The sequence below is a fragment of the Parviterribacter multiflagellatus genome (genome assembly GCF_056863265.1).
Map to the genome: position 1 here is coordinate 490,854 of NZ_JBXPIZ010000003.1, position 18,397 is coordinate 509,250.

An 18,397-nucleotide genomic window follows, 5' to 3' on the forward strand; every position below is an offset into this window, starting at 1 on the left:
TCAGAGGACGATGATGCTGACCGCCGCGAAGTGCAGCGCGGCGGCGCCCACGACGAGCGCGTGGAAGATCTCGTGGTACCCGAAGACGCGGGGCGCCGGGTTGGGGCGCTGGACCGCGTAGATGATCGCGCCGGCGGTGTAGAGCACGCCGCCGATCGCGACCAGGACGAGCGCGCCGATCGCGTAGCTGGCGAGCTCGGGGATCGCGACGACGCCGCTCCAGCCGATCGCGAGGTACACGAGCGAGGAGAGCCACTTGGGTGCGGTCGGCCACGCGAGGTTGAGCACCACGCCGGCCGCCGTCCCGCCCCAGGCGACCGCCAGCAGCACCGTGCGGATCGGGTCGTCCAGCGTCAGCAGCGCGATCGGCGTCACCGTCGCCGCGATGAGGACGAAGATCATCGAGTGGTCGAGCCGCCGCATCCACATGCGGGCGCTCGGGCGGCGCCAGGTGATGCGGTGGTACAGCGCGCTCGTCCCGAGCAGCCCCGCGAGGCCGATCGCGTAGACGAGCGCCGCGACGCGTGCCTGCCCGCCCTCGGCCGCGATCACGAGCATGGCGCCCGCGCCGATCGCGACGAAGAAGGCGTACTGGTGCAGGACGCCGCGCCAGCGCGGCTTGAGGATCTCCGGCACGTCCGACGACTTCACGGGCCGCAGATTACCGAGCTATCGCGTCAGCGAAACCCGCCAGCGCAGCGTGCGCGCCGCGCCGGTCTCGTCGCGAACCGTGATGCGCAGGCGGACCTCCGCCGCGCGGCGCGTCCGGCGCAGCGGCTTGATGGCGGCGTCGTGCAGGTCGAGGCCCAGGACGGTCGACATCCCGGCCTTCAGCTTCGCCTCGCCGCGGCCGACCTCGGTGCCGTTCGGGAGCGTCGCCGCGACCGCCGCGGTGCCGTCGAAGTCGGGCGTCAGCGTCGGCCCGACGAGCGCGCGCTCCTTGACGACGGTCGCGATCCGCACCGGCGCCTTGGGGGTGGCGGTGAGCATCGCGCTGAGGCGCGCGGCCTCGGCCAGGCCGCGCGTGGTCCACGGGAGCGCCTCGCGGTCGCTGCCGGCGCGCTCGCCGGTCGTGCGCAGCGCGCGGGCCGCGCCCGGCAGGACCTGGAACGTCGCGCGGTGGCGGACGACGGTGGACGCGAAGCTCGGGTCGGCGCTCCACTCGACGCCGACGGTGAAGCGACCGCTCGCGGCGCCCGCCTCGAAGCGCACGCTGCCGTCGGGCGCGACCTCGGCGCGGCCGGCCTTGGGCTGCTCGCCCTCGACGGCGCGCACGTACATCGGGGTGCCCCACGGCCCGGTGCACACCACGCGCGCGGCGGCGGTGGCGCCCGGGTCGAGGAAGACGGGGGAGGAGACGGTACAGGAGCCGCCCGGGTCCTTGCCGATGCCGACGAGCACGTCGGCGTGGCCGCCGGCGCCGTCGGTGGCGGTGAGGCGGACGACGTCGAACGAGGCGTTGGACGCGGGGTCCTTCGTGTAGATCAGGCGGCCGCGGCCGGGGCCGGTCTGCTCGACCTCGACGGTGCCGTGGTGCGGCCCGGCGCCCTGCTTGACCTCGTAGGTGATGCCGTCGCCGTCGGCGTCCTCGCAGAACGCCAGGTGCGGGACCACGACGTCGGCCAGCCGCTCCTGCGGGATCGAGACCGGCGCGCACACCGGCGGCGTGTTGAGGCCCTCGCCGACCTGGAGGTGGAGCGTGTATGTGCGGCCGCCGCCGGCGCGGACCTTCACCGCGTCGACCTGCGGCGCGGTGGGGAGCGGCTCGTGCGGGACGTAGGTCGCCTCGGCGCCGTCGACCTCGACGTCGCCGAGCTTGCCCTGCTGGACGACCTCGATCTTCGCGCCGTCGCCGTTCGCGTCGGCGCAGCGCAGGTCGAGCAGGCGCGGGCCCTTGACGCGGACCGGGTTGCGGGCGCTGTTGTCCCAGCCGCCGCTCGTGCCGTAGGTGCAGGTGGCCGCGATCTCGACGGTGCGGTAGCGGACCTCCAGGGGCACGCCGCCGGCCTTGTTGACCGCGACGACGCCGAAGCTGTCGGCGGTGACGGACGTGTCGCGCTGGACGTAGTTGAGCGCGCCCTCGTCGCCGGTGCGCAGCTCGCCGGCGCGCGGCTGGAGCGTCCCCGGCTCCAGCTTCGTGACGCCGGCGCATTGGCGGCGGACCGCGTCGAGCAGCTCGTCGGCGTCCGCCGCGGTGCGGGCGGGGTGCTCGACGGTGACGGGGCCGGCGAGGCAGGCCGGGGCGGCGCCGGCGGCCTGCGCGGCGGACGGCGCGGCGAGGGCAAGCGCGGGCAGGCTGAAGCAGAGGAGCGCGAAGCGGGGGACGAAGCGCATACCCGCGTGATCGACCGCCGCGCCGGAACTTGAACCCTCCCCGCACGCGCGGGGAGGGTCGCGGTGCGGCGCCTTACTCGGACGCGCCGGCGGGCACGGCGTCGGACAGCTCGGCCCGCTTGGTCGGGTCCTTCTCGCTGCCGGCGATGACCTCGTCGGGCGGCGCGACCTCGCGGATGCGCCCGGACTTCATCGTGAAGTACTCGGCCTGCGGGTGGTGGGCCACGATCGCGACGGTCGACTGCTCCGGCTCGACCGCGTAGCCGCCGCTCAGCCGCATCCCGATCTCGGACGCGTTGAGGAGGCGGAAGAGCTTCTCGTGCTCGGACTGCTCGGGCACCGCCGGGTAGCCCCAGGCGTAGCGGCGGCCCTGGCCGGCGCCGATGCCGAGGTCGCGGCGGACCACGCTGTGCAGCCACTCGGAGAGGCCCTCCGCGGTCTGCACGCCGAGGCCGTGGACGAAGAGCTGCTCGGCGAACTCGCCGTCCTTCTCCAGCTTCGCCATCAGCTCGGTGACCTCGTCGCCGACCGTCACGGCCTGCAGCGCCACGACGTCCAGCTCACCCGACTCCTTCGGGCGGTAGAAGTCGGCCAGGCAGATGCGGTCGCCGCCCGGCTGGCGCGGCATGACGAACCGCTCGAGCACCGTCTCGCGGTCCTCCGGGTCGAGCACGACGACGTCGTTGCCCTCGGAGTAGCAGGGGAAGTAGCCGAGCTTGGCCTTCGGGTGCAGGTAGGTCTGCTCGCGCCACATGCGCTCCAGCCGCGGTTGGAAGTCGGTGCGCAGCAGCTCCTTCCACGCCTCGCCCTTCACGCCGCGCCCGCCCCAGTGGAGCTTGAACAGCACGTGCGTGTCGAGGTGCGGGTAGACCTCGTCGAGGTCGACGTCCAGCTCGCGCACGCCCCAGAAGGGGGGCGTCGGGACGGGCACGTCGGTGCGGGCGGCCGAGCGGACGGTGTCGTCGTCGGTGCGCGCCTTCTCCGGCTCGGGACCCTGCTCGCGGAGCTTGAAGCCCGCGGCCTTCGTCTTCTCGACCAGCGCGGCGCGCGCCTCGTCGTCGACGATCTGGTCCATCTTGTTGAGCCCGTCGAACGCGTCCTTGCAATAGAAGACGCCCGGCTCGTAGACCTCGTCGGACTCCTTGCCCTTGGGGAAGAGCGCGCGGAGGCCGAAGTTGTTGTTGATCGCGGCGCCGCCGATGAGGACCGGGTACTCCAGGCCGCGCTCGTGCAGCTCCTGGATCGCCAGCGGCATCTGCTTCGACGTCGACACGAGCAGCGCGGACAGGCCGATGGCCGTCGCGTTGTGCTCCTGCGCGGCGTCGAGGATCGTCCCGATCGGCACCTGCTTGCCGAGGTCGATCACCGTGTAGCCGTTGTTGGTGAGGATCGTGTTGACCAGCGACTTGCCGATGTCGTGCACGTCGCCGAACACCGTCGCCAGGACGACCGTGCCCTTCGTGTAGCCCTCGATCCGGTCCAGGTAGTTCTCCAGCTGCGCGACGGCGCGCTTCATGACCTCGGCCGACTGGAGCACGAACGGGAGGATCAGCTCGCCCGCCCCGAACTTGTCGCCGACCTCCTTCATGGCCGGCAGCAGCACGTCGTTGAGCACCGGGACGGCGCCGAGCTTCTCGACCGCGCGGTCGATGTCGGCCTCCACGCCGTCCTTCTTGCGCCGCAGGATGCGCCAGTGCAGCGCCTCCTCGGGCTCCATCGCGGCGGTCGGGTCGGCCTTCTCCTCGGCCTCCTGCTCGCCCTTGCCCTCGAAGTGCTCGATGAACTTCTGGAGCGCGTCGTCGGAGCGGTTGTAGACGAGGTCGTCGGCGAGCTTGCGCTCCTCCTCGGAGATCTCCCCGTACGGCGTGATGTGGTTCGGGTTGACCATCGCCAGGTCGAGCCCGGCCTCCACGCAGTGGTGGAGGAAGACGGAGTTGAGCACCGCGCGGGCGGCGGGGCCGACGCCGAACGAGACGTTCGAGACGCCGAGCGAGGTCTTGACGCCCGGGATCTCCTCCTTGACGCGGCGGATGCCCTCGATCGTCTCGATCGCGGACGGCTTCCACTCCTCGTCGCCGGTGGTCAGCGTGAAGGTCAGGACGTCGAAGACGAGCGCCTCGCGGTCCAGCCCGTGCGACTCGCACAGCTCGGTGATGCGCTTGGCGATCTCGACCTTGCGGTCGGCCGTCTTGGCCATGCCGACCTCGTCGATCGTCAGCGCGATCAGCGCCGCGCCGTGCTCGACGGCGAGCGGGACGACGACGTTGGCCTTGTCCGGGCCGGCCTCGAGGTTGATCGAGTTGACGATCGCGCGGCCAGGGATCTGCTCAAGCGCGGTCTTGATGACCTCGGGCTCGGTCGAGTCGATCTGGATCGGCGCGGGCTGGGTCAGGCTGATGCGCTTGACCACCTGCCGCATCTGCTCTTCCTCGTCGGTGCGCTCGGTCAGCGCGACGCAGACGTCGAGCACGTGCGCGCCGCCCTCGACCTGGTCCTCGGCGACCTGCAGCAGGCCGTCGTAGTCCTCGGCCAGGAGCAGCTCCTTGGCCTTGCGCGAGCCCTGCGAGTTGACGCGCTCGCCGACCATCGTCGGGCGCGGCTCCTGGACGAGCGGCGTCGCGGCGATCATCGAGGAGAGGTGCAGGCCGCGGCGCTGCGGGCGCTTGGACGCGGGCTTGGTCTGGACGCGCTCGGCGACCGCGGCGATGTGCTCGGGCGTGGTGCCGCAGCAGCCGCCGACGATGTTCACGCCGTAGCGCTCGACGAAGTCGCCCAGCGCGTCGGCCAGCGGGCCGGGCTGCTCGGGGAAGAGCGTCTCGCCGTCGGGGCCCTGGATCGGGATGCCGGCGTTCGGGATGCAGTGGACCGGCAGCGGCGAGAACTCGCCGAGGAACCGGATCGCGTCCCGCATGTCCTCGGGGCCGGTGGAGCAGTTGAGGCCGAGGACATCGACGTTGAGCGCGTCGATCGTCGTGAGGACCGCGGAGATGTCGGTGCCCAGCAGCATCTTGCCGCCGTTGGGCAGGAGGCTGACCGAGATCTGGATCGGGACCTTGCGGCCGACCGCCTTCATCGCCTGGCGCGCGCCGAAGACCGCCGCCTTGACCTCGAGGATGTCCTGCGCGGTCTCGATGATGATCACGTCGACGCCGCCCTTGAGCAGGCCGGTCGACTGCTCCTCGAAGACGGTGACGAGGTCGCGGAAGAGGATGTTGCCGAGCGTCGGGTCGTCCGAGGCGGGGAGGAAGCCCGTCGGGCCGATCGAGCCGGCGACGAACCGGTGCTCGCCGACCGCCTTGCGCGCGATCTCGGCGGCCTTCTGGTTGATCTCCAGCGTGTGCTCGCCCAGGCCCCACTCGTCGAGCTTCAGGCGGCTCGCCTGGAAGGTGTCGGTCTCGACGACCTCCGCGCCGGCCTCGACCATCGACGTGTGGACGCCCTCGATGACGTCGGGCCGGTTGAGGACCAGCGCCTCGTGTGCGCGCCCGGGAAGCTTGTAGTCCTTCTCCAGGCTCAGGTCGAAGGCTTCGAGGGTCGCGCCCATCCCGCCGTCGAAGACGACGACGCGGTCGCGGACGGCGGCAAGGAAATCGCGCTCCATGCCGAGTCAGGCTAGCAACCTTGACACAACCGTGTCAGGGTGTGATCTGCGGATTCTGTGAGGCTTTCGCGAGCTCCTCCTGGCCACGGCGGTAGGCCAGGTACTCGCGGACGACGACGGAGATGGAGGCGGCGGCGGGGATGGCCAGCAGCGCGCCGAGGACGCCGAAGAGCGTCGACGCGAACAGGACGCTCACCAGCACGAGGAACGGCTGGATCTCGACCGCGCGCGTCTGGATCTGCGGCTGGATCAGGTTGTTCTCGACCTGCTGGTAGACGATCGAGTAGACGAGCCAGATCAGCGTCGCGGTCGGGAAGTCGACGAACAACGTGATGATCCCGACGACGACGGCGCCGATGGTCGCGCCGACGAGCGGGATGAGGTCGAAGAGGGCGATGATCAGGCCCAGCGCGCCCGCGAACGGCACGCCTAGCAGCATCAGCACCAGCCACGCGGTGACGCCCGCGACCGTGGCCTGGACGAGCGCGCCGGCCACGTAGGCGCCGACCGCCTGCGCGACCCGGTCTCCGGCGCGGCGGAACGCGGCGGCCTGGTGCTCGTCGCGCGTCGCGAGGAACCAGTCGCGCCAGCGCGGGCCGCCGCTGAGCATGAACACGCTGAGGATGAGGATCGTCACGAGCGCGAAGACGCTGTTGACGAGGCCCGTGCCGATGTCGCCGAGGATGCCGGCGGCGTCGCCGAAGCGGGCGGGGAGCTTGGACGCCTCCTCCTCCAGCCGGCCGGTGACGTCGTACTCGCGCTCCAGCTCGGCCAGGCGCTCGTTGTCGTTGACGAAGTCCTGCAGGTCGCGCGCGTACTCGGGCAGGTTGTCGACGAGCTCCTCGACCTCGCCGACCACGGTCGGGATGAGCGCCGCGCCGATGCCGACCGGCACGAGGATGAGCAGCAGGTAGACGACCGTGATCGCCAGGCCGCGCGGCATCTTGCGGCTCAGGAAGCCGACCGGCGCGCTCAGGGCCAGGGCGATGAAGCCCGCGATCACCAGCCAGGTCAGCGGCTGGCGCAGGAGGTAGACCAGGTAGAGCGTCAGCACGACCGTGAGGACGATCAGCACGGTCCGGAGGACGACCCGCGTGTTGCTCATTCCGGGTCCTCTTCGCCCCGTTCGCGCCGCGTCCTGCTCGCTTCAGGTTGAATGCCGCGCATGGAACGGGTCCACGTCGAGCACGACTTCCGCCAGCCGGTCGACCGCGTCTTCGCCTACCTGAGCGAGCACGAGCACCTCGAGACGCTGTTCGGAGCGAAGATCGCGCGGCTGTGCGACGGCACCGACGGGACGCGCAACGGGGTCGGCTCCGCGCGCTCGCTGAAGGTGGGGCCGCTGCCGGCATTCACGGAGACGGTCACCGAGTGCGTCCCGAACGAGCTCATCAGGTACCGCATCACCGAGGGCGGCGTGCTGAACGACCACGAGGGCGTGATGCGGTTCTCCTCGCTGCCGGACGGTGGGACGCGGCTGGACTACACGATCGTCTTCCGCGGCAAGGTGCCGGGCCTCGGGAAGGTCGTGGCGATGGGGCTGGACCGGAACATCCGCAAGGGGCTGAAGCGGGCGGAGACGCGCGCCTAGGCCGTTCCTTGCAAGGCGGGCGGGGGAGCGGGGCGTAGCGTGGCGGCCATGCCTGCTCCGAAGCTCGACATGATCGGCCTGGTCGCCCAGGACCTGGCCGCCTCGCTCGCCTTCTACCGCTCGCTCGGGCTGGACATCCCGGCCGACGCCGAGTCGGCGCCGCACGTGGAGGTGACGCTCCCGGGAGGCCTGCGCCTCGCGTGGGATCCGGTCTCGACGATCGCGTCGTTCGACCCGTCGTGGACGGCGCCTTCCGGGTCCCCACGGGTCGCGTTGGCGTTCCTGTGCTCGTCGCCCGCGGAGGTCGACGCGACGTTCGCCGCGCTCGTGGCCGACGGGGCGCACGGGCACCTTCCGCCGTTCGACGCCCCGTGGGGCCAGCGCTACGCGACCGTGCACGACCCGGACGGCAACGGCGTGGACCTCTTCGCGCCCTTGACGTGAGCCGGGGCGCCCGCTCGCGATCCACGCGCGGCAGCCGCCGCCCGCCCTTCGCCGCGGTCGAGGTCGCGTCGCGGCAGGACGCGGTCGCGCGGGTCGAGGCCGACCCGCGCCGCCCCGGCGGCCGGCTCCTCACGCTCGGCACGCAGGACGCGTCGTACGTCGACCTCGACGACCCCACGCACCTCGACTGGCCGTACGTGCGGCGGATCGGCGACGTCATCGACCTCGTGCGGCCCGGGTTCGTGCTCCACCTGGGCGGCGGCGCGGGGACGCTGGCGCGGTACGTCGAGGCCACGCTCCCGCGGGCGCGGCAGGAGGTGGTGGAGCTCGATCCCGTGGTCGTCGAGCTGGCCCGCTCCCACCTCGCTCTTCGCGCGCACCCGCGCCTGCGCGTACGCGTCGGTGACGCGGCCGCGCTGCTCCCCAAGCGCCCCGACGCCTCCGTCGACCTGGTGATCTGCGACGCGTTCGACCCCGCCGGCGCGATCCCGCCAGCGCTGACGACCCCGGCCTTCGTCGCGGAGGCGGCGAGGGTCGTGCGACCGTCCGGCGTCTACCTCCTCAACGTCGTCGACACCCGCGGCCTGCCGCTCGCGCGCGAGCACGCCGCGACCTTCGCGGACGCCTTCGCGCACGTGGCGGTGGTGGTCCCGCGCTCCATCCTCCGCCACCGTGCGGGCGGAAACGTCCTCGTGCTCGCCTCGCAGTCCCGCCTCCCGCTCATCGACCTCCGCACGAAGGCCGCTTCCTCCACCGACCGCGAGGAGGTCCTCCCCTTCCCGCTTCCCTAGCGGATCTCCGGCCAGCGCTGGCGATCCGGTTCCGTCCGACGCGTTCCAAACGATGATGTTCCTGATGGACGGGCGCGCATGACGATCGCAGCGGATGGCAGCCTCCGGCGCTGGCGGGACGTCGCGCCGCGCTTCGAGCGCGCGGCCATCCTGCTCGGCAACGGCCTCAGCATCAACGTGTGGGAGGGCTTCGCCTATCGCAAGCTCTACGACCACGCGCGGATCGCCGACCTCGGGGAGGCGGACCGGGCGCTGTTCGGTGGGACGCCGAACTTCGAGCGCGCGCTCGGGGACCTCGGCACCGCGCTGCGGGTGTGCGAGATCGTCGGCATGGACACCGCGCCGCTGCTGGACCGCTACGCCGCCATCCGCGGCGCGCTCGGGCAGGCCGTCCGCGCGGTCCACGTGCCGCGGGGCAGGGTGCCGGACGCCACGCTCGTCGCGATCCGCGAAGAGCTCAAGCGGTACCGGTGGGTGTTCACGACGTCGTACGACCTGATCATCTACTGGGCGATGGGGTGCCGCGAGGGCTTCCAGCCGTTCGCCGACCTCTTCCGTGGACGCGACCTGACGTTCGACCCGCGCCGTGCCGATCCGCCCATCGGCTCCACGCCGGTGTTCTTCCTCCACGGCGCCCTCCACCTGGTCGTCGAGGCGTCCGGCAGGACGTGGAAGCTGCGCAGCTCGATGGTCCGCAACCTGCTGGAGCAGTACGAGGTCCTGACGCAGCAGGACCCGTCGGTCCGTCCGCTGCTCGTCACGGAGGGCTCGGCACAGGAGAAGCTCCGGGCGATCGAGGACAACGTGTACCTGGATCACGCGCTGGAGGAGCTGCGTCGGTGCGCGCTGCCGATGGTGGTCTTCGGCAGCAGCCTCGACCCGCAGGACGACCACCTGCTCGACGCGCTGAACGCGACGTCTGCCCGGCGCGTCGCCGTCGCCGTGATGCCGGGGACCGAGCGCGAGGTCGCCGCGAAGCAGGTTGCGATCCTGACCCGCCTGGAGACCACGGACGTGACGTTCTACGACGCGACCACCCACCCGCTCGGCGCTCCGGCGCTGACCGTCCGCCCTTGACCCGCGACCTACGATCGGAGCACGCCATGGCAACCAGGCCCATCAACAGCAAGCGCTACATCCGCGAGATGCCGGACGGCCGGTGGGGGATCTACCGCGAGCGTGACGTGCGGACCTTCGACGTGTACGACACGGTCGACAAGGCGGTGCGCCGAGCGCGGGATCTCGTCCGGGCCGAGGGTGGCGGCTACGTCCTCGTGATGGACACGTACGACAAGCAGAAGTACACCGACCGCCGGTACGTGTCCGCGCGCCCCAGCCGCACGCGCAGCGCGGCGGCGCGCAAGGGCGCCGCGACCCGTCGGGGCGCCGCGGCGTAGAACGACCACGGGCCGCCCGAAGGCGGCCCGCGGTGCTTCTCAGGTGGCCTCCGACGGCTACTTGATGAAGAGCATCTCCTCGTACTTCGGGAGGGGCCAGAGGTCGTCGGCGACGAGCTTCTCGAGCTTGTCGGCGACCTCGCGCGTCGCGTTCATCGCGGTGATGACGGAGTCGCGCATGTACTTGGCGTAGTCGATGATCTCGGCGTCCTCGGGGTGCTCGAGGTTCGCCTTCTCGAGGGCCACGATCTTCTCGACGAACGTCTCGATGACGCCGCGCAGCTCGTCCGCCAGCGCCGGCACGGCCGCGACCTCGTTGAGGTAGCGGACGGCCGCCGGGAGGATGAGCGTGCGGGCGATGGACGCCGCCGTCTCGGCCTCGATGTTGAGCTTGGTGACGTACTGCTCGGCGAGGACCTCGAAGCGGGCCTCGAGCTCGCGCTGGTCGAGCACGCCGTAGTTGTCGAACGCGGTGACGGTGTCGTCCGCGATGATCGCCGGCAGCGCGTCCGGCGTCGTGCGGAGGTTCACCAGGCCGCGCTTCTCGGCCTCGGCGTGCCACTCGTCGGAGTAGCCGTCGCCGTTGAACACGATGTGCTTGTTGGCGGCGTAGGTCTCCTTGACGACCTTCGTCACCGCCTCCTCGAGCGAGGCGCCGCCGTTGATGGCGTTCTCGAGGTCCTCGCTCAGCGCGTCGACCGACTCGGCGACGATCGTGTTGAGCACCGTGTTCGGGAGGCCGAGCGACATGGACGAGCCCAGCGCGCGGAACTCGAACTTGTTACCCGTGAACGCGAACGGCGAGGTGCGATTGCGGTCGCCGCCGTGCATCGGCAGCGGCGGGAGGACCGGCGTGCCCAGCCCGAGCGTGCCCTTCTCGATCTCGGTGCCCTCGAACGCCTTCTCGAGCTCCTCGCCGAGGAAGATCGAGATGATGGCCGGCGGGGCCTCGTTCGCGCCCAGGCGGTGGTCCTGGCCCGCGTTGGCGACCGTCGCGCGCAGCAGCGCCTGGTGCTTGTTCACCGCCGCGATGACCGCGGAGCAGAAGAACAGGAAGCGCAGGTTCTCCGACGGGGTGTCGCCCGGCTCGAGCAGGTTCTCGCCCGTGTCGGTGCCCATCGACCAGTTGTTGTGCTTGCCCGAGCCGTTGACGCCGGCGAACGGCTTCTCGTGCAGGAGGCAGACCAGGCCGTAGCGGCGCGCGACGTTCTGCAGGATCTGCATCGTCAGCTGCTGGTGGTCCGACGAGAGGTTCGAGTTCTCGAACAGCGGCGCCAGCTCGAACTGGTTCGGCGCGACCTCGTTGTGGCGGGTCTTGACCGGGACGCCGAGCTTGAAGAGCTCCTGCTCGCTCTCGAGCATGAACGCGAGGATGCGCTCGGGGATCGAGCCGAAGTAGTGGTCGTCGAGCTCGTGGCCCTTCGGCGGCTTGGCGCCGAAGAGGGTGCGGCCCGTGTTGATGAGGTCCGGGCGCTCGTAGTAGTACTGCTCGTCGACCAGGAAGTACTCCTGCTCGGGCCCGACCGTCGTGAAGATGCGCTGGGCGGTGACGTCGCCGAAGAGGCGCAGCGCGCGGATCGCCGACTTGGACAGCGCGTCCATCGAGCGCAGCAGCGGGATCTTCTGGTCGAGCGCCTCGCCCGTCCACGACGCGAACGCGGTCGGGATGCAGAGCAGCGCGCCGTTCGGGTTCTCGAGGATGAACGCGGGGGAGGTCGGGTCCCACGCGGTGTAGCCGCGGGCCTCGAACGTCGCGCGGATGCCGCCGGTCGGGAACGAGGACGCGTCCGGCTCGCCCTGGATGAGCTCCTTGCCGGAGAACTCGGCCAGCGCGGTGCCCTCGCCGGTCGGGTTGTAGAAGGAATCGTGCTTCTCGGCCGTGAGGCCCGTCAGCGGCTGGAACCAGTGCGTGTAGTGCGTGGCGCCCTTCTCGAGCGCCCAGTCCTTCATCGCGGCCGCGACGGCGTCCGCGAGGGACGGGTCGAGCGGCTGGCCGCGATCGAGGGTCTGCTGCAGGCGCTTGTAGACGTCCTTGGGGAGACGCTGGCGCTGCTCGGCGGGCGAGAACACGTTCGCGCCGAACACCTGGTTTCCGGGAGCGGTCAGATCGACGGCGCCCAGCGACGAGCCGTTCGCAGTCCACTGCGCGGCCGTCACGTTGGGCTGACGGAGCTTGGTCGGAGGCATGAACGGCAGCCTATGTCCGCGTGTACAAGGACTCCTTGTACACGTGGCGAAACGTCGAGGCTTCGGTTTCGCCCTGATGTCAGACCCCTCGACCGAGTGGACAAACGGGCCCTCCCGATGTTCCGACACCGGGATGAGGATCGGCCGGCCGCGGCGGCGCAGGATGCTGCCATGCGCTCAACACGTCTCACGAGAGCGGTGCCGCTGGCGGTGCTCGCGTCCCTCGCCCTCCCCTCCTTGGCCTTCGCCCAGGACGAAGCCATCAACGTCCAGGAGCAGCTGCCGCTGACCATCGGCGAGCTCAACACGCTCTGGATCATCATCGGCGCCTGCCTCGTCTTCTTCATGCAGGCGGGCTTCGCGTTCCTGGAGATCGGCTTCTCGCGCGGCAAGAACGCGGGCATGGGGATCGCGAAGATCCTCGTGAACTTCTCGATCGCGGCGATCGCCTACTGGGCCATCGGCTTCGGCTTCGCGTTCGGCGGCGACGGCGCCCTCGCTGGTGACAGCGGCTGGCTCTTCCAGTTCGGTCGTGAAGTCGCCGGTACCGAGGCCGACGGGGCGCAGACAGGCTTCTTCATCTTCCAGTTCATGTTCGCCGCGGTCTCGCTGGCGATCGTGTGGGGCACGACGCTCGAGCGCATGAAGTTCGCGGCGTACGTCCCGTTCGCCATCGTCTTCGCGGGCGTGATCTACCCGCTCGTCTCCCACTGGGCGTGGGGCGCGGGCTGGCTGGCCGAGTTCTCCGACGGCGTCCAGGACTTCGCCGGCTCCTCGATCGTCCACCTCACCGGTGCGACGGCCGCCCTCGCGGCGCTCGTCTTCCTCGGGCCGCGCAAGGGCAAGTACGGCCCTGACGGCAAGCCGCGCGCGATCCCGGGCCACAACATGCCGCTGTTCGGCCTCGGCGTCCTGATCCTCTGGCTCGGCTGGTTCGGCTTCAACGGCGCGTCCACGCTGGGCACCGGCGACAACCGGTTCGCCGAGGTCGTCGCGGTGACGAACCTGGGTGCCGCGGGCGGCGTCATCGGCGCCTTCATCATGGCCCAGGTCCTGCTGAAGACGTTGGACGTCGGCATGATCGGCAACGGCGCGATCGCCGGCCTCGTCGCGATCACCGCCCCGTCCGGCTACGTAGAGTTCTGGGCGGCTCCGATCATCGGCCTCATCGGCGGCTTCATCGTCGTCGGCGGCGTCCTGATGTTCGACCGGCTGCGCCTCGACGATCCGGTGGGCGCGCTCTCCGCGCACGGCCTCGCCGGCATCTGGGGCACGCTGGCGTGCGGTCTGTTCACCTCCGACCGCCTGGCGGCGACGAACGGCATCGGCACCGAGGGCCTCTTCTACGGCGGCGGCCTCTCGCAGCTGGCGACGCAGGTCGTCGCGGTCGTCGTCATCTTCGCCTTCGTCTTCGTCTCCTCGTCGATCGTCTTCCTGGCGATCAAGGCGACCATCGGCCTCCGCGTCAGCGAGGAGGACGAGGTGGCCGGCCTGGACATCTCCGAGCACGGCATGTACGGGTACCCCGAGCAGTTCATCCCCCAGTCGGAGCTGGAGGGCTACGGGGCCGCCCCGACCGCCAAGATCCCGGCTCCGTCCTACTCGACTCAGGAGGTCCCGGCAACGTGAAGCTGGTCAGCGCGTACATCCGCCACGAGGCGTTCGAGCCCATCCGGGCCGAGCTCCTCGAGCTCGGCTTCCCCAGCCTCTCGATCAGCGAGGTGAAGGGCTCCGGGCGCCAGAAGGGCATCACCGAGCGCTACCGCGGCGCTGAGGTCACGAACTACCTTCGGCCGAAGATCAAGCTGGAGTGCGTCGTCGCCTCGAAGGACGTGCAGACGATCGTGGACACGATCCTCAAGCACGCCCGCACGGGCGCCGTCGGCGACGGCAAGGTGTTCGTCGCCCCGGTGGACGAGGCCTACCGCGTCCGGACCGGCGAGTCCGGCGAGGAAGTGCTGCAGGCGCACCCGGGCGCCGCGGCACCCGCCTAGCGCATGATGGGCGGGGCGATGCCGAAGCCGGACCCGGAGGGTGTCGCCCCGCTCGGACTCGTCGAGCGCCTGAGGGCCGTCCACCTGCGGATGGTGGATGCGGTCCTCGGCGGCGAGGGGCTCGAGCGGGTGGCGGAGCTCGCATCCGAGGCCGTGGGCGGACCGGTCGCGATCGTCGTGCCCCGGCACGACGTCGCGGTGGTCTCGCCGCAGCAGGGCGACGGGGAGCCGGCCGCGGCCGCGCTCGTCCCGCTCCGCAGGTACGTGACCGAGCGGGCCCGGGGGCGGCCCGCGCAGGTCCCGGACGGCGTGCTCGCCGAGGCGCCGATCGTCTCGGGCGAGGAGCTGCTCGGGGTGGTGGCGTTGCTGGGCGGGGCAGAGCCGGCGGCAGCCGAGGCCAAGGAGTTCCTCCACCTGGCGGCGGTGGCGTCGATGACCGACGTCGCGGTCGAGCAGGCCAAGGAGGAGGTCGAGCAGAACGTCCGGGGCTCGTTCCTGGAGGACCTGCGCTCGCGGCCCGAGATCGAGCCGCGGGACATCGTGCGGCGCGCGGCCCGGCTGGGCTGCGACCTGTCGCGCGGCGCGGTGATCCTCTGCGCCGAGCTGTCGACCGACCGTCCGCGGCACGTCGTGGCGACGATCGCGGGGGAGGTGCCGGGCGCCCTGGCCCAGCACATGGACGGGCGCGTGTACGCCCTCCTCCCCGCGAACGGCGGCGACGACGCGCCGGAGGACACGCTGGCGACGGCGCGGCGCCTGGCCACGCGGCTGCAGCGGCACGGGACGGTGGGGCTCTCGAGCTTCTACGCCGACCCGGCCGACCTGCCGCGCGCGATCCAGGAGGCCGAGCTGGTCCTCGACGTGCTGCGCCAGTCGGACGCGCCGATCGCCGAGGACATCGGCACCGGCACGTACCGGCTGCTCTTCCGGGTGCTCGCGTCGCACCCCGAGGAGGTGCGGTCGTTCTTCGAGGACACCGTGGCGCCGATCGTGCGGTACGACGACCAGTACCGGACCGACCTGGTGGGGACGCTCGAGGCGTACCTCGAGCAGAACTGCAACATGAACGCGACGGCGGCCGCGATCTACGCGCACCGCCACACGGTCGCCTACCGGCTGGAGCGGGTGAAGGAGCTGACGAACCTCGACCCGATGCAGTCCGAGGACCGCGAGCGCCTGGGCCTCGGGCTGAAGGCGTACCGGATCATCGCTCCCCGGTTGCCCCGCTAGGCGTCAGACGAACGAGGCGCCGAGCAGGATCGCGACGAGGACCGCGACCAGCAGGAGCAGCACCAGACCGACGGCGATCCGGGCGGGCGTGAGCCCGCCCGGCGTCGTCTCGGCCGGACGGATGTAGCCGGCGCCCACCGCGGCCGGGTCGAGTGCCGGGCCGTCGCCGGTCTCGGGGTCGATGATGCGGACGGTCTTCTTCGGCTTCGGCGGCTCGGCGATCGCCGCGACCTGCGTCTCAGCGGTGTCGTCGACAGCGTCCTCGGCGTGTTCGGCGTCGTCGGGGTCGTCGGCGTCGTCGTGCGTCGCGGTCTCCGGCTCGGGCTCCACCGTCTCGGTGCGCTCGAAGCGGGCCGCGGGCGCGACGCCGTTGCTCGCCGGCGGCTCCTCGTCCTCGTGCGCCTCCTCGACCACGTGGCCGCGGCGGGCGGGGACGGCGGCGTGCTTCTGCTCGCGCAGGACGGCCTCCAGTCGCGCCCTCGTGTCGCGCAGCTCGCGGCGCGCGACGCGGATCTCGTCCTCGGCCGCGACCAGCTCGGCCTGCAGCTCGCCGGCGCGGCCCTCGTGCGTGGTGACCTGCTCGCGCAGCTCCGCGGCGGCGCGCTCGGCGGACTCGGCGCGGGCGCGCAGCGCGGCCCGCTCGCGCTCGGCGGCCGTCGCGCGCTCCTCGGTGGTGCGCAGCTCCTCGCGCGCCTGGGTCAGCTCGTCGCGGGCCGCGGCGGCGTTGGCCTCGGCGGACGTGCGCTGGTCACGCGCCGCGGCGGCGGTCTGCTCGGCGGCGTCGCGGGCGGAGGTGACACGCTCCAGCTCGGCACGCACCGCCTCGAGCTCGGCCTGGACCTCGCCGTGCGCGGCGACGAGCTCGGCCTGCACGCGGGCGTGCTCCTCGGCGACCGCGGTCTCGTGCGCCTCGGCCTCGGCGACGACGATCGCCTGCTGGGAGATCGTGTGGCGCAGCTCGTTGGCCTGCCGCGCGAGGCGGACGTAGCGGTCCTCCTCCGGCCCGGACGCGACGTGCGGCGCGGGCAGCCCGATCAGCGGGCCGCGGCCGAACGCCAGGCCGTACCGGGCGCTGCCGGAGAGCGCGGTCGCGAGCGGCACCGCGAAGCTCGCGCCCCATGGCTCCTCGCTGCGCGCGACGGCGGGGGTCTCCAGCGTGCTGCCGGCGTGCTCGACCACGAGCACCGGCGCACGCGCCGGCACCGGCCCCGCGAACGCGCCGGCCAGCTCCACGACGGCGATCTCGCCCGTCGCGGGAACCGCCTCGAAGCGGAGGACCTCGAACTCGCCGCCCTGGCTCACGTTCCCACGGTCTTCGGACGTGACGTCACGAGTCCTTGTCGCTGTCGCGGGCGGAAGGTTCGACTGGCGCGAACGGCTGCGTCGCCTCGGGGTCGGGCGAGGCGGGGCCGGTGAAGCGCACGGAGCGCTTGGGGGCGGCCGGCTCCTCCGGCGCGGGGGCGGCGGGGGCGGCAGGCGCGGTCGGGCGGCGGTCGACGGCGGCGACGCGGCGACGGGTGTCGCGCGCGCCGACGCTGACGGTCACGTCGATGTCCGCGACGCGCAGGACGCCGCCCGCGACGACGAGGAGCGAGCCGGCCAGCGCGAGCCACGCGCCGGTGCCGACGTCGAGGTCGTCCGGGACGACCGGCGGCGGCTCGACGAGCTGGACGACGATGACCACCAGCATGAGCAGGCCGACCGGGAGGAGCGCCCGCGGCCCCAGGCCGCCGACCGCGCCGAGCGCGGCGCCGCCCGTCGCGATCGCCGCGAGCGCGAGCCCGGCGAGGACGAGGTCGAGCGACTCGAACACCTGCCAGCCCGTCGCCGGCCCGAACCACTCGAGGAACAGGGCGACGAACACGAGCAGTCCGCCGAGCGCGGCGACCAGCTCTCCTGCATCGATCTTCCGGGGCATCCCGCGGCCTCCCTAGGTCGCTGTCTCGCGGCCCAGTCTGCCAGGCCGATCAAGCGCAAGTGCCCCGCAAATGGCCGGTTCACTCACCCGTCCGCCAGACTGGCGGCGTGGCGACCGCCCCGCACGACCCCGCGCCCGGCCTCGACGCGGTCCGCGCGGGCGGGCACGTCGCGCTGCTGCTCCTCGGCGGCGCCGCGCCGGCGCGGCGGGCGGCGCTCGACGGGGTCGCGGCCGCGGCGAACGGCTGCCTGGTGCTGCGGGCACGCGGCGACGGTGGGGGGCCGTACGCGACGCTGCGCGCGCTGCTCGGCGACCACGGCGCGGCGCTGACCGCCGCGCTGGCCGGGCGGGAGGCCGAGCGTGCCGTGGTCGGGTTCGCGCTGCTCGGGCTGCTGGGCGAGCTGGCGGCGGAGCGGCCGGTCGTGGCGCTGGTGGACGCGCTGGAGCGAGCGGACGCGCCGTCGCGTGACGCGCTGCTGCTGGCGATGCGGCGGCTGGCGGTGCCGCGGGCCGCGCTCGTGCTCGCCGGGACGGAGCTGGACGCGAGCCTCACCGCGGAGGAGCGCGCGGGGCGCTCGCCGCTCGTGCGGCTGCTGGAAGCGCCCGCGGCCGCCCTGACGCCGGAGGAGCGGCAGGCGCTCGGCGTCGCGGCGGCGATGGGGCGGGGGAGCGTGGAGTGGCTGCTCGCGGCGCTCGGGCTGCTCGGGCTGCCCGCGGAGGCGCTCGACGCACCCGAGCGCGAGGGCCTGCTGGTCGTGCGCGAGGCGGGCGTCGAGGTGGCCGGCGGAGCTGCCGGCCAGGCCGGCGCGGCGGCCCATCGCGCGCTGGCGGCGACGGCGCCGGACGCCGCGGCGCGGGCGGCGCACCTCGCGGCGGCGGGCGACGCGACGGCGGCGGAGCTGGAGGCCGC

At 72.4% G+C, this 18,397-nt stretch carries 15 protein-coding genes and 1 pseudogene; 9 read left to right on the forward strand and 7 right to left on the reverse strand.

Translation table 11 applies throughout. From position 1 onward, the window contains the following. From trhA to AC1UE5_RS09265, 4 genes are all read right to left on the reverse strand, one after another. Window positions 1-651 (reverse strand): PAQR family membrane homeostasis protein TrhA, encoded by a 651-nt coding sequence (gene trhA / locus AC1UE5_RS09250; protein WP_482922397.1) that lies wholly within the window; start codon window positions 649-651, stop codon window positions 1-3. An 18-nt stretch (window positions 652-669) separates the two neighbouring features. After that, on the reverse strand, window positions 670-2,334 hold the full coding sequence (locus tag AC1UE5_RS09255) for an Ig-like domain-containing protein (protein ID WP_482922399.1): 1,665 nt from the start codon (window positions 2,332-2,334) through the stop codon (window positions 670-672). A gap of 73 nt (window positions 2,335-2,407) precedes the next feature. Continuing rightward, complete coding sequence (gene metH, locus AC1UE5_RS09260; RefSeq protein WP_482922401.1) at window positions 2,408-5,935, reverse strand: methionine synthase; 3,528 nt, start codon at window positions 5,933-5,935, stop codon at window positions 2,408-2,410. A gap of 34 nt (window positions 5,936-5,969) precedes the next feature. After that, window positions 5,970-7,040 (reverse strand): AI-2E family transporter, encoded by a 1,071-nt coding sequence (locus AC1UE5_RS09265; RefSeq protein WP_482922402.1) that lies wholly within the window; start codon window positions 7,038-7,040, stop codon window positions 5,970-5,972. Window positions 7,041-7,100: 60 nt separating this feature from the next. Between AC1UE5_RS09265 and AC1UE5_RS09270 the strand changes: the two genes are divergently transcribed. The 5 genes from AC1UE5_RS09270 (at window position 7,101) to AC1UE5_RS09290 (ending at window position 10,158) form a co-directional block, all read left to right on the forward strand. Then, on the forward strand, window positions 7,101-7,526 hold the full coding sequence (locus AC1UE5_RS09270; protein ID WP_482922403.1) for an SRPBCC family protein: 426 nt from the start codon (window positions 7,101-7,103) through the stop codon (window positions 7,524-7,526). A 48-nt stretch (window positions 7,527-7,574) separates the two neighbouring features. Beyond that, on the forward strand, window positions 7,575-7,970 hold the full coding sequence (locus AC1UE5_RS09275) for a VOC family protein (protein ID WP_482922405.1): 396 nt from the start codon (window positions 7,575-7,577) through the stop codon (window positions 7,968-7,970). Further along, window positions 7,967-8,761 carry a spermidine synthase gene (locus AC1UE5_RS09280; RefSeq protein WP_482922407.1) on the forward strand — a complete coding sequence of 265 codons (795 nt, stop codon included), beginning with the start codon at window positions 7,967-7,969 and terminating at the stop codon, window positions 8,759-8,761. The genes AC1UE5_RS09275 and AC1UE5_RS09280 overlap by 4 nt, the downstream gene beginning before the upstream one ends. Window positions 8,762-8,839: 78 nt before the next feature. After that, window positions 8,840-9,838 (forward strand): DUF4917 family protein, encoded by a 999-nt coding sequence (locus AC1UE5_RS09285; protein ID WP_482922409.1) that lies wholly within the window; start codon window positions 8,840-8,842, stop codon window positions 9,836-9,838. Between the two features lie 26 nt (window positions 9,839-9,864). Then, window positions 9,865-10,158: a DUF2188 domain-containing protein gene (locus tag AC1UE5_RS09290; protein WP_482922411.1), complete on the forward strand. Its 294-nt coding sequence runs from the start codon at window positions 9,865-9,867 to the stop codon at window positions 10,156-10,158. A 57-nt stretch (window positions 10,159-10,215) separates the two neighbouring features. On the opposite strand, the gene AC1UE5_RS09295 is transcribed toward AC1UE5_RS09290, so the two are convergent. Beyond that, the gene (locus AC1UE5_RS09295; RefSeq protein ID WP_482922413.1) at window positions 10,216-12,345 is read right to left on the reverse strand and encodes a glutamine synthetase III family protein; all 2,130 of its coding nucleotides are present in this window, start codon (window positions 12,343-12,345) and stop codon (window positions 10,216-10,218) included. A gap of 171 nt (window positions 12,346-12,516) precedes the next feature. On the opposite strand from AC1UE5_RS09295, the gene AC1UE5_RS09300 reads away from it, so the two are divergent. From AC1UE5_RS09300 to AC1UE5_RS09310, 3 genes are read left to right on the forward strand one after another with little or no spacing between them, the layout of a single operon-like run. After that, window positions 12,517-13,974, forward strand: coding sequence for an ammonium transporter (locus AC1UE5_RS09300; protein ID WP_482922415.1), 1,458 nt, complete (start codon window positions 12,517-12,519; stop codon window positions 13,972-13,974). Continuing rightward, entirely contained in the window at window positions 13,971-14,339 is a 369-nt protein-coding gene (locus tag AC1UE5_RS09305) for a P-II family nitrogen regulator (protein WP_482922417.1), read from the forward strand. Before AC1UE5_RS09300 ends, AC1UE5_RS09305 begins: the two co-directional genes overlap by 4 nt. Before the next feature lie 18 nt (window positions 14,340-14,357). After that, window positions 14,358-15,569, forward strand: a complete 1,212-nt coding sequence (locus AC1UE5_RS09310) for a PucR family transcriptional regulator (protein WP_482922419.1) — start codon at window positions 14,358-14,360, stop codon at window positions 15,567-15,569. Window positions 15,570-15,572: 3 nt separating this feature from the next. On the opposite strand, the gene AC1UE5_RS09315 is transcribed toward AC1UE5_RS09310, so the two are convergent. After that, window positions 15,573-16,871, reverse strand: a complete 1,299-nt coding sequence (locus AC1UE5_RS09315; protein ID WP_482922421.1) for a coiled-coil domain-containing protein — start codon at window positions 16,869-16,871, stop codon at window positions 15,573-15,575. A gap of 25 nt (window positions 16,872-16,896) precedes the next feature. Further along, window positions 16,897-17,487, reverse strand: coding sequence for a hypothetical protein (locus tag AC1UE5_RS09320; RefSeq protein ID WP_482922423.1), 591 nt, complete (start codon window positions 17,485-17,487; stop codon window positions 16,897-16,899). Between the two features lie 107 nt (window positions 17,488-17,594). Between AC1UE5_RS09320 and AC1UE5_RS09325 the strand changes: the two are divergent. After that, window positions 17,595-18,397: pseudogene (locus AC1UE5_RS09325) on the forward strand (hypothetical protein); the annotation flags it as partial.